The organism is Fodinicurvata sediminis DSM 21159 (assembly GCF_000420625.1).
Lineage (GTDB): Bacteria > Pseudomonadota > Alphaproteobacteria > Kiloniellales > DSM-21159 > Fodinicurvata > Fodinicurvata sediminis.
On record NZ_ATVH01000018.1, the window covers coordinates 169,684 to 181,726 of the forward strand.

Here is a 12,043-nt window from a genome sequence, read left to right on the forward strand (position 1 = left end):
ACATGGCTTTGCAGGTGAAGGAGTTCGAAATGCTTGAAGGTCTTCCAATGCCCGATTTCGAACCAGGGTGGGTGTGGCTGGCCGGAGCCGGACCGGGCGACCCTGCCTTGTTGACCCTGGCAAGTGTTCACGCACTCCGTTCAGCGGATGCGATCATTTACGATGCCTTGGTTGGAAAGGATATTCTCTCCCTGGCGGGGGACGATACGCTTCTGGAATATGCGGGCAAGCGTGGCGGCAAACCTTCTTCCAAGCAGGTTGATATCACGCTGCGCATTATCGAACTGGCCAGAGAGAATAAACGTGTCCTGCGTTTGAAGGGGGGAGATCCCTTTGTGTTCGGGCGCGGTGGTGAAGAGGCGCTTGCTCTGGTTGATGCAGGAATACCCTTTCGCATCATCCCAGGAATTTCGGCCGGAATAGGCGGTCTGGCCTATGCAGGCATACCGGTCACGCACCGGGATACCAACAGTCTTGTGACCTTTCTGACCGGGCATGATGCAACAGGGCTGACCCCGAGTGCGATCGACTGGAAGGCTGTGGCAAAGTCCTCGCCTGTGATTGTCATGTATATGGCCTTGAAGCATCTGGCTGAAATACGCGAACGCTTGCTGGAAGGGGGAAGAAGTGCGGATGAGCCCCTGGCCATCATAAGTCAGGCCACCCTGTCGGATCAGCAGGTCCTGGAAACCACCTTGGGCGAAGCACCCAAGGCTCTTGAGGAATCGGGGATTCAACCTCCGGCCATGGTGGTGCTTGGTGAGGTGGTGCGGCTTCGCGCGGCCATGGACTGGGTGGGCGCTCTCTCTGGCCGCAAGCTGCAGGCTGATCCTCTGGGTATGCGGCAGACGAGTGATGCCGGTTGAACCGCGCGGGCTGGTCATAGCGGCAACGGCCTCGGGCTCGGGCAAGACTACGCTGACACTTGGTTTGCTGCGCGCATTGCGCCGACGCGGATTTCGTGTTTCCGGGACCAAGGTTGGTCCGGATTATATAGATCCCGCTTTTCACGCACAGGCGACAGGCCAGACTGCATATAATATGGACCCCTGGGCCATGTCGCTGGGTTTGCAGAGACAGCTTTTCAGACAGGCCGGTAAGGATAGTGAGCTGGTCCTGGTAGAAGGCGTGATGGGTCTTTTCGATGCCGCTTCCAGCGGTGTTGGCTCCACTGCGGATGTGGCAGTACAATTGGGACTGCCGATTATTCTGGTTGTTGATGTGCGTGGCCAGGCCCAATCGGTCGCAGCATTGGTGGAAGGGTTTCGCGGGCACAGGCCGGAATTGACGCTGGGCGGACTTGTGTTGAACCGCGTCGGCTCCAGTTTTCACATGGACATGCTGCGCAGTGCGCTCGAGCCTCTGGGCGTTCCGTTGCTTGGAGGCATTCCCCGCGATGAAGACCTCAAGTTGCCGAACCGGCATCTTGGGTTGGTCCAGGCCGGGGAGCACAAGGATCTGGAAGCCTTCCTGGAAAGAGCGGCCGATCGCATGGAGCAGCATCTGGATCTGGAAGCGCTTCTACAGAATGCCGCACCTGCAAGGGGGCAAGGAACCGAGGAGGTTTCCTCCCGGGATCTGCCGGACCCACCTGGTCAGACGGTTTCCGTTGCGCGTGACGCCTGCTTTTCATTCTTGTACCCGCATTTGCTTCACCATTGGCGAAAGGCGGGTGCCGAGTTGCACTTTTTCTCGCCACTGGAAAATGAGCCCCCCAGGTGGGACGCTGACGCAATCTACCTTCCGGGAGGTTATCCCGAGCTTCATGCCGAAGGCCTCAGCCAAGCCAAACGCTTTCGTGCGGGCATGGTAGATGCGGAAGAAAGAGGTGTCTTCATCTACGGGGAATGCGGTGGATATATGACGTTGGGGGATTGCCTGACTGATGACAAGGGACGGGCGTTTCCGATGCTGGGGCTTTTGCCCTTGCACACCTCGTTTGAACGGCCGCGATTGCATCTTGGCTATCGCCAGCTTCGTACCTGTCAGCCCATGCCGTTCTGGAAAACGTCCGGCCATGACCTGGCGGGACATGAATTCCATTACGCAAGCACGGTCGAAAGCGGTCCGGCCGCTTCGCTGTTTCAGGTATGGGATGCACGTGGAGGTCAACGCGCCGATGCAGGGCTTGTCAGAGGCTCGGTTGCCGGGTCTTTTCTGCATCTGATCAGCGGGTATCCTGGGTGAGATTTCATCACTCTGGCTGATCGGGAAATATATAACACTTCATGATTGTTCTTTCTTGAAGATTGTTTCCTTTAAGGTGGCGGGTCAAAATCCAGGCTGACAACGCAAAAGACTCTGTGCCATGCTGACTTCAAAGCCTTGTCCAATCGGCATGTGACCGGTTGTGGAAAGCGAATAATGCAATTATCAAAGCGGCTTTGGATAAGACGTTAACAGGGAGAAGGATAGTTAGGATGCAAACAAGAAAATTGTTGATGAGCTTGGTTCTGGGGAGCGGCCTGGCATTGGCCTCTGCTGCTCAGGCCGAGACCCTGCGCTGGGCCAGTCAGGGTGATGCACTGACCCTGGATCCACATGCCCAGAACGAGGGACCGACCAATACAATGTCCCTTCACCTGCACGACCCCCTTGTGCTGCGGGCCAACGACATGTCGATCGAGCCCGGTCTGGCAACCTCCTGGGAAGCGGTGGAGGAAACCGTCTGGGAATTCAAAATTCGTGAAGGGGTCACCTTCCATGACGGATCTGACTTCACGGCGGAAGACGTGGCCTTTTCGCTGAATCGAGCAGGCACCGAACCGTCGGATTTCCGCAATTACATCTCCTCCATCGAAGAGGTGGAGGTCGTCGATGACACGACGGTCCATATCCACACTTCAGGGCCCAATCCGATCCTGCCACAGCAGCTGACGCAGATCTCCATGATGAGCAAGGCCTGGTCGGAAGAGAATGACGTGGAGACAGCCCAGGACTATGCAAGCGGAGAAGAGAACTTTGCCGTTCGCAATGCCATGGGGACTGGTCCTTACAAGCTGGAATCCCGTGAAGGGGACGTACGTACTGTTCTGGTTCGCAATGACGACTACTGGGGCATGGATGACTACCCAATGGAGGTCGAACGTATCGTCTATACCCCGATTTCTTCTGATTCGACACGCGTCGCCGCGCTGCTTTCGGGTGAATTGGACTTTGTCCTGGATCCGCCGGTTCAGGACCTGGAGCGCCTGGAAGAAGAAGGTGATATCAATATCGAGCAGGGCGAGGAGAATCGGACGATCTTCCTTGGCTTGAACCTGCGCGAGGAAGACAGCGAGTACGACAACGTCGAAGGCGAAAACCCGATGGCTGACAAGCGCGTGCGCGAAGCCATGTATCATGCCATCGATGCGGATACCATCCAGCGTGTGGTGATGCGCGGGCGTTCCGTGCCGACCGGGACGATTGCACCGCCGTTTATCGACGGCTATCCCGAAGAGCTCGATGAGCGTCTTGCCTTCGATCAGGAACGTGCACGTGAACTACTGGCGGAAGCTGGCTACGAGGATGGATTTGAGATTACGCTGCATTGCCCCAATGACCGCTATATCAATGACGAAGCCATATGTCAGGCTGTGGCCGGGATGCTGGGGCAAATCGATATAACGGTCGATCTGAATTCCCAGACCCGCAGTCTCCACTTCCAGGACATCGGCAATCGCGAGACCGGCTTCTACCTGCTGGGTTGGGGCGTACCGACTTTCGACAGCGAGTACGTTTTCAACTATCTCTATCACACCGATGATGGTCAGCGCGGGTCCTGGAATGCGACGGGCTTTTCGAACGATCGCATGGACGAGTTGGTACAGCAGATGGGAACGGAAGTTGATGAGGAAACTCGCAACGAGATGATCGCCGAAGCCTGGGAGATTGCTCAGTCGGAGGTGGTTTACATTCCGATTCACCTTCAGGTGCTGAACTGGGCGACACGTGAGGGGGTCAACGTACCCTTGAGGGCCGACAACCAGCCTCACATGGCCACAGCGAGCTTTGACGACTGAAACGCGCTCTTTGGAATGATCCCACCGGAACCGGCAAGACCGGTCCCGGTGGAATTCCAGTCACCTGACCTCCAGCGTATCGCGGTTCCGTAGATGCTTGCCTTCATAGTACGCCGCCTCTTGCAGTCCATTGTGGTCATGCTGGTGGTCGCCCTGATTGCCTTCAGTCTGTTCAATTTCGTGGGCGATCCCATCAACAACATGGTGGGGCAAGAGGCCACGACGGAGCAGCGTGCGGAGCTGCGCGAAAGACTGGGCCTGAACGATCCAATTCCCGTCCAGTTTCTCCGCTTTGTGGGCAATGCGGCGCAGGGGGAGTTCGGCATATCCTATCGCACAGCCCGTCCGGTTGCGGATCTGATAGCCGAACGCTTGCCGGCCACTATCGAGTTGGCCGTGACCTCTGCGGCTTTCGCGCTGTCCCTTGGAATCGTGCTTGGGGTGTACTCTGCGCTCAATCGCTATGGCTGGACCAGCCGCTTTGTCATGACGGCCTCGCTGATCGGCGTGTCACTGCCGACCTTCCTGATCGGCATACTGTTAATCTGGATATTTGCCGTGAACCTTCAGTGGCTGCCGTCCTATGGACGGGGTGAGGTTGTTGATCTGGGCGGTTGGCGGACAGGCTTTCTGACCCTGAGTGGCCTGCAGGCTTTGATCTTACCGGCCGTGACCCTGGGATTGTACCAGCTGACCCTCATCATGCGGCTTGTGCGTGCGGAAATGCTCGAGGTGCTGCGGACGGACTACATAAAGTTCGCGCGTGCGCGTGGCCTGAGCAATCGTGCGGTCAACTTCGGCCATGCCCTGAAGAATACTTTGGTACCAGTGATCACCATCACGGGCCTGCAACTGGGTTCCATCATTGCTTTTGCGATCATTACCGAAACGGTCTTCCAGTGGCCGGGAGTAGGGCTGTTGTTCATAATTGCCATCCGGTTTGTCGATATACCGGTCATGGCAGCTTATCTGATCCTGATTGCTCTGTTCTTCGTGATCATCAACCTGATTGTCGACCTTTTGTATTACATCGTGGACCCGCGCTTGCGAGTGGAAACGCCTGCAGCGCGAACCGCTGCCTGAGGGAGAGTCGCAATGGGTGCTTCACAATCCAACAGCCAGCAGAGTCCGCTGAACAGCCGGCAGGGCCAAAGTGGTACTGCTGATGAGAAGCCCCATGGGCTGCTATATCGATTTTTCGACAGTGATATCTGGCACAGTTTTTCGCATTCGCCGATCACGGTGCTTTCCGCGATCATAACCTTGCTGTTCTTTCTGGCGGCCATCTTCGCACCTCTCATCGCACCCTATACGCCTTTCCATGCGGGATCCCTGCACCTTATGGACGGCTTCACGCCTCCGTTCGAAGAAGGCATGAGCGGGAACTTCTATGTTTTTGGAACTGATGATCAGGGGCGCGATGTCTTCTCGGCTATCATTTACGGGGCGCGCATCTCCTTGCTTGTAGGCTTCTGCGCCGTTCTCTTTGCCATGGTTCTTGGTGTGACCCTGGGCCTGATCGCGGGCTATCGTGGCGGTTGGGTCGATACGATCATCATGCGCATTGCCGATGTGCAGTTGAGCTTTCCTGCCATTCTGGTTGCGCTTCTGATTTTCGGCCTGGCCAAGGCCATGATTCCCCGTGAATACCAGGAAAACATGGCGATTTACGTTCTGATCATATCCATCGGGTTGTCCGACTGGGTACAATACGCCCGTACGGTGCGCGGGACCACGATGGTCGAGAAGAACCGTGAATACGTGCTAGCCGCGCGGGTCATTGGTGTTCGACCGGCTGTCATCCTGTTCCGTCATGTCTTGCCGAATGTGATGGGGTCCGTGCTGGTGATCGCCACGATTGGCCTGGCCCTGGCCATCATAGCCGAAGCGACGCTGTCTTTTCTGGGTGTGGGGGTGCCACCGACGACACCTTCGCTTGGAACCCTGATTCGCATTGGCAATGATTTCCTTTTTTCCGGTGAGTGGTGGATCACCATCTTTCCCGGAATCGCGCTGATCATGCTTGCCCTATCGGTGAACCTGCTGGGTGACTGGTTGCGCGATGCCTTGAATCCGAAGTTGAGATGATGGCCCAGACAGATTCATCCGAAACGCCGCTCCTTGAGGTCCTCAACCTGCGTGTCGAATTCCCGACACGGCGTGGAACGCTGGTTGCAGTTGATGATATCTCCTTTGATATCAAACCCGGCGAGGTGCTGGGGGTGGTTGGCGAGTCCGGTGCGGGAAAGTCCCTGACGGGCACGGCCGTAATTAACCTGCTAGAACCTCCAGGGCACATTGCGGATGGGCAGGTGCGCCTGAAAGGACAGCGTATCGATAACCTGCCGCAGGAGAAGCTGCGCCATATCCGTGGACGCCAGATCGGTATGGTGTTCCAGGATCCACTGACTAGCCTGAATCCACTCTACACTGTGGGGTATCAGTTAGTGGAAACGATCCGTACGCACCTGGACATGAGTGAAAGCCAGGCGCGCAAGCGCGGAATCGAATTACTTACCGAAGTGGGGATTTCCGCGCCGGAAGATCGGATTGACCAGTATCCGCATCAGTTCTCTGGTGGAATGCGCCAGCGGATCGTCATTGCGCTGGCCGTTTGTGCCAATCCTTCGCTGATCATTGCCGACGAACCCACAACAGCTCTGGATGTCTCGATTCAGGCACAGATCATCGACCTTCTGAAGCGTCTGTGTCGTGAGCAGGGGACGGCCGTGATGCTGATAACCCACGATATGGGCGTTATTGCGGAGACAGCGGATCGAGTGGCCGTGATGTATGCAGGACGGCTGGCAGAAGTGGGCCCTGTCCAGAAAGTGATCAAACAGCCATATCACCCCTATACAAAAGGCCTGATGGGGGCCATCCCAACAGTCGGGCAGAAACTGGAGCGTCTGACACAGATCGATGGCGCCATGCCGCGTTTGACGGAAATTCCACCGGGGTGCGCCTTCCATCCGCGCTGTCCCAAGGCCTTCGAACGTTGTTTTGTGGAACGACCGGAGCCGATAGAGGTCGAGGATTCCAAGGTGGCCTGCTGGCTGTACGATGAAGAACCGGCCCTGTCAGGAGAAAGTGATCGATGACGGATGTGCTCCAGGACAAGAGACCATCAGTCCAGCCGTCCGGTCCGCTTGTGTCCGTACAGGGGCTGTCTAAGTACTTTGATGTTTCCCCGCCTTACCTGACCCGCCTTCTGCAGGGGCGTCCCCGCCGCACGCTGCGTGCTGTGGAAGACGTAAGCCTCGACATACCGCATGGCAGCACCTTCAGCCTGGTTGGAGAGTCGGGCTGTGGAAAATCAACGATGGCGCGTCTTCTGGTGGGGCTCTATCAGCCGACCGAGGGAGAAATCTACTTTGATGGAAACGCCGTGTCCCAATTGAAGACACGGCGCCAGAAGGCGGACTTCCAGCGTCGCATACAGATCATTTTCCAGGACCCCTATGCCAGTCTGAACCCAAGATGGCGCGTCCGGGATATCATTGCCGAGCCGATCCGCACGCACCGATTGCTTCCGGAAGGAGCGCCTCTACGCAAGCGTATCGCCGAATTGCTTGATCATGTTGGTTTTTCGGACAAGGACGGCGAAAAGTACCCGCACGAATTCTCGGGTGGCCAGAGACAGCGTATCTCCATTGCCAGGGCTCTGGCGGGAGACCCCGAGTTCCTGGTTTGTGACGAGCCTACGTCGGCACTGGATGTATCTGTCCAGGCACAGATCCTGAACCTGATGAAGGACCTGCAGAAGGAACTTGGCCTGACCTATCTTTTCATCAGTCATGACCTGGCGGTGGTCTCACATATTTCTGACTATCTTGGTGTGATGTATCTGGGACGCCTCGTGGAGTCCGGGGAAGCCAGTGATGTCTTCAATCATCCACAGCATCCCTATACAAGGATGCTGCTCGATGCCATCCCGGACCTTGAGATGTCCGGTCGCAAGCGGATCCCCGTTGCCGGAGAGGTCCCAAGCCCAATGTCGCCGCCATCTGGCTGTCATTTCCATCCGCGTTGCCCCTTCGCGGATGCGCGTTGTCAGAAGGAAGTGCCTGAAATCACTGAGTCACGGAATGTGCGTGTACGCTGTCATGCCGTAGAGGAACAGCGCCTGACACCAGAGGTTCTGGCTGCCGCAGCCGCAGCTCGTTCCTGATGGGCTATATCTGCGCAGGCGCAAAGATGAACGATTTGTAATCTGCACGACACGGCCTTGTTAGGTGGCATGCGCTAGAAATTAGGGGCATTGCTCAGGAGTACCTAGGAGGTCCCTTTTTATGTCACTTGCGATCAAGTCACTCAAGGCACCAGCAGCTGCCCTAGTTACGGGTAGTTTTCTGGTTTGGTCGGCGGTGGCGCAGGCAGCGTCACCGCCCGACAGTTTTGCCGATCTGGCTGAGGAAGTCAGTCCGGCTGTTGTAAACATTTCGTCCACACGAGCACCGGACGAGGACAATGGTCCCCGTTCACGCGATTCTCTTCCCTTCGATCTGCCGCCCGGTTCTCCCTTCGAGGATTTCTTTCGGCAGTTCGAGGAACACTTCAAGGGCATGCGCCCGCAACAGCATCAGGCCCGTCCCGCTACAAGCCTGGGCTCCGGTTTCATCATTGATGCCGAAGGTTACGTGGTTACGAACAACCATGTGATCGACAAGGCGGATGATATCCGCGTCAAGCTGTCCGATGGTCGCGATCTGGAGGCCGAGGTGATCGGCCGCGACCCGAAGACCGACTTGGCACTGCTGAAGATCTCATCCGATAAGGACCTGCCCCACGTCACCATGGGCGATTCCGACGACGTTCGCGTCGGCGACTGGGTGATGGCAGTAGGTAATCCCTTTGGTCTTGGAGGGTCCGTCACGGCCGGCATCATCTCGGCGCGTAGCCGGGACATTAACGCTGGCCCCTATGATGATTTTCTCCAGACGGATGCAGCCATCAACCGTGGCAATTCCGGTGGCCCCATGTTCAACATGGACGGAGATGTGATCGGCATTAGCACGGCGATTTTCTCACCCTCCGGCGGATCAGTTGGGATCGGCTTTGCCATCCCTTCCAATCTAGCGAGTGATGTGATCACCCAGCTTCGTGAAAAGGGTGAAGTCGAACGTGGTTGGCTCGGTGTCCGTATCCAGCAGGTTACGCCTGAACTGGCGGAAGGCCTAAGCCTGGATGAGGAGAAGGGTGCGCTGGTTGCCAGTGTTGAATCCGATGGACCGGCCGATCGTGCCGGAATCCGTACCGGTGATGTCATCCTGGAATTTGACGGTGAGGACGTCGAGCGTATGCGTGATCTGCCGCGTCTTGTGGCTGCAGTAAGTGCAGGCCAGGACGTTGAGATCGTGGTTTGGCGTGACGGCGAAGAAGAAACGCTGAATGCCACCATAGCCGAACAGACTGAAGAGAGTATGGCGGCCTTTGGTGGATCCCGCAGTCAGCCAGGCAGTGATGATGACATGGAGCGCAGTCTCGACCGCTTAGGTGCGTCGCTCTCCAGCCTGGACAAGGAAACCAGGAACCGTCTCGGCCTTCCGGAAGATATGTCCGGTGTGGTGGTGACCGATGTTGATCCTGACGGTCGTGCTGCTGCCCAAGGGCTCGCTCCAGGAGATGTCATCGAGCAGGTGGATGGGCAGGAAGTCGCCAGCCCGAATGATGTGGCGGAACGTCTGGAACAAGCAGAACGTGATGGCAAGAAGACCGTGGTCCTGCTTGTCGAGCGTGAAGGCAGCCCGCTGTTCCTTGGATTCCGTCTGGGCGACGCCTGACAGCCGCGGTCTCTCCTTCACCGCGGTTCTTCTGCCGAAGTCGGTTTCTCCCCTGGACCGGCTTCGGCCTACCTCGACGGCGCGCCGGATCTTTCATCCTGGCGCGTCGTCGCTTTATACTCCCGTCAAACAACTTCACGATGAATACATTCGGAAAGGATGGTTTCGGTGCGTGTGCTGATCGTTGAGGATGATGACAAGACGGCCGACTACATGACCAAAGGCCTGACGGAAAGCGGCCATATCGTGGACCGGGCGGCAGATGGGCATGAGGGCCTTTTTCTTGGAAGCGAGGGCAGTCACGACCTGATTATCCTGGATCGCATGCTTCCGAAACTCGATGGCCTGGCCGTACTACAAGCTTTGAGATCCAGCGGCAGTTCCACGCCTGTCCTTATTCTCAGTGCGCTGGCCCAGGTGGATGATCGTGTTGCGGGATTGCGCGCTGGTGGCGATGATTATCTAACCAAGCCCTTTGCCTATTCAGAGCTGCAGGCTCGGGCGGAAGCCCTCGTTCGACGCAACAATGCACCGGCAGTCGAAACCAAGCTGCAAGTCGGCGATCTGGAGATGGATCTGCTTTCCCGACGGGTTGAACGTGACGGGAAAGCCATTGAGTTGCAGCCTCGTGAATTCAGGCTTCTGGAATACCTTTTGCGTCACGCAGGACAAACGGTGACACGCACCATGTTACTCGAAGGGGTTTGGGACTATCATTTCGATCCACAGACCAATGTCATAGACGTGCATATAAGCCGCTTGCGTCAGAAGATCGACAAGGGTTTCGACAAACAACTCCTGCACACAGTGCGGGGCGCAGGGTACATGCTTCGTGCAGATACTTAGAATCTCAAACAGCGCGACCTTTCGGTTTGCCCTGGCCTATGTCGGGCTCTTTGGTGTGTCGGTGCTGTTGCTGTTCGGATTCATCTACTGGTCCACGATCACCTTGATCGAAGGGCAGGTGGCACAGACTGTGGCTGCCGAAATCACGGGTCTGGAAGAACGCTATCGCAACGAAGGCATCAACGGCCTTGAAAAGGCGATCGCACAGCGCAGCGGCCGGGGCGGAGAACACGAGAGTGTTTATCTGCTGACGGACCAGAATTTTCAGCCTGTTTCCGGAAACCTCAGAAACTGGCCGGAGTCGGCAATAGCAGATGGCCGCTGGACGGTTTTGCCACTGTATCACCGCGAACGCGGCGATGAACCGATCCTTGTTGGCTCGCGCAGTTTCCAGCTACCCAATGGTTACCGTCTGCTGGTGGGACGCGATATGTCAGCGCGTGCCAACTTCCAGCAGAACCTTCAGGAAGCCCTGGCCTGGGGGCTGGGTGTAACCCTTGCGCTCGGCCTTGGTGGGGGGTGGATATTCGGACGTAATGTTCTACGCCGTGTCGATGCAGTGGCCGAAACCAGTCGGCGCATCATGGATGGCGACTTGAGTCAGAGGGTGCCGAGAGAGGGCAGCAATGACGAATTTGACCGCCTGGCTGGCAACCTGAACCGCATGCTGGAACGGATCGAGGCCCTGATGACCGGCATGCGGCTTGTTTCCGACAGTCTGGCGCATGACTTGCGCAGTCCTCTGACCCATTTGAAGGGCCGTATAGAGTTGACCCTGATCGGACCGCCGGATGTGGAGGACTATCGCCAGACCTTGGAACAGGCTCTGTCAGAGATCGATACCATCCAGGCAACCTTCAACGCTCTCCTGGCGATTGCCGAAGCGGAATCGGGTGTCAGTCGAACGCGGCTGGAGATATTGGATCTGGCCGAGGTGTTACGTGACGTACAGGAACTCTATGACCCCTTGGCTGAAGACAAGGGGGTCTCCTTAAAGGCCGATCTGGAAAGCCCGGCTTACGTAACCGGACATCGTCAGCTCCTTGCCCAGGCACTGGCCAATCTTCTGGACAATGCCATCAAGTACAGTCCTCAGGATAGCCGGATCAGTCTGCAGCTGTTGGCTCAGGATAGCCAGGTCACACTGACAGTTGCCGATGAAGGGGCGGGAATCCCGGAAGCCGACAGGGGACGCGTGCTCGAACGCTTTGTGCGTTTGGATACGGCAAGAAGCGAACCGGGGAGCGGGCTTGGCCTCAGCCTGGTTTCTGCCGTTTCGCGCCTGCACGAATCCGATCTGTTCCTTGAAGACAACAATCCGGGGCTCAAAGTGCGTTGGGTTTTTCAAGAAGCAGAGGAGTTTGATGTCCCAGAAGAGTCACAAGCTGAAATTACAAGTGGAAAGTAGGA

General features: G+C 56.9%; 10 protein-coding genes. All 10 read left to right on the plus strand.

Annotated features, from left to right (window positions below; all coding sequences use genetic code 11):
* The first annotated feature begins 29 nt into the window (after positions 1-29).
* The 10 genes from cobA to G502_RS20780 all read left to right on the plus strand — a co-directional run bounded on the left by cobA (position 30) and on the right by G502_RS20780 (position 12,041).
* Positions 30-866 carry a uroporphyrinogen-III C-methyltransferase gene (cobA, locus tag G502_RS0115975; RefSeq protein ID WP_040488402.1) on the plus strand — a complete coding sequence of 279 codons (837 nt, stop codon included), beginning with the start codon at positions 30-32 and terminating at the stop codon, positions 864-866.
* Positions 856-2,187, plus strand: coding sequence for a cobyrinic acid a,c-diamide synthase CobB (locus G502_RS0115980; protein WP_022729689.1), 1,332 nt, complete (start codon positions 856-858; stop codon positions 2,185-2,187). The genes cobA and G502_RS0115980 overlap by 11 nt, the downstream gene beginning before the upstream one ends.
* Before the next feature lie 254 nt (positions 2,188-2,441).
* Positions 2,442-4,004, plus strand: a complete 1,563-nt coding sequence (locus G502_RS0115985; RefSeq protein ID WP_022729690.1) for an ABC transporter substrate-binding protein — start codon at positions 2,442-2,444, stop codon at positions 4,002-4,004.
* Positions 4,005-4,097: 93 nt separating this feature from the next.
* The gene (locus G502_RS0115990; RefSeq protein WP_022729691.1) at positions 4,098-5,087 is read left to right on the plus strand and encodes an ABC transporter permease; all 990 of its coding nucleotides are present in this window, start codon (positions 4,098-4,100) and stop codon (positions 5,085-5,087) included.
* Positions 5,088-5,099: 12 nt separating this feature from the next.
* The gene (locus G502_RS0115995) at positions 5,100-6,092 is read left to right on the plus strand and encodes an ABC transporter permease (RefSeq protein WP_022729692.1); all 993 of its coding nucleotides are present in this window, start codon (positions 5,100-5,102) and stop codon (positions 6,090-6,092) included.
* Positions 6,089-7,105 carry an ABC transporter ATP-binding protein gene (locus tag G502_RS0116000; protein ID WP_022729693.1) on the plus strand — a complete coding sequence of 339 codons (1,017 nt, stop codon included), beginning with the start codon at positions 6,089-6,091 and terminating at the stop codon, positions 7,103-7,105. Before G502_RS0115995 ends, G502_RS0116000 begins: the two co-directional genes overlap by 4 nt.
* A complete protein-coding gene (locus tag G502_RS20775; RefSeq protein ID WP_022729694.1) occupies positions 7,102-8,175 on the plus strand; it encodes an ABC transporter ATP-binding protein in 1,074 nt (357 codons plus the stop codon). Before G502_RS0116000 ends, G502_RS20775 begins: the two co-directional genes overlap by 4 nt.
* A 121-nt stretch (positions 8,176-8,296) precedes the next feature.
* Positions 8,297-9,787, plus strand: coding sequence for a DegQ family serine endoprotease (locus G502_RS0116010; protein WP_022729695.1), 1,491 nt, complete (start codon positions 8,297-8,299; stop codon positions 9,785-9,787).
* Between the two features lie 168 nt (positions 9,788-9,955).
* On the plus strand, positions 9,956-10,633 hold the full coding sequence (locus G502_RS0116015) for a winged helix-turn-helix domain-containing protein (RefSeq protein ID WP_026989582.1): 678 nt from the start codon (positions 9,956-9,958) through the stop codon (positions 10,631-10,633).
* Complete coding sequence (locus G502_RS20780) at positions 10,620-12,041, plus strand: sensor histidine kinase (protein ID WP_022729697.1); 1,422 nt, start codon at positions 10,620-10,622, stop codon at positions 12,039-12,041. The genes G502_RS0116015 and G502_RS20780 overlap by 14 nt, the downstream gene beginning before the upstream one ends.
* Positions 12,042-12,043 lie beyond the last annotated feature (2 nt).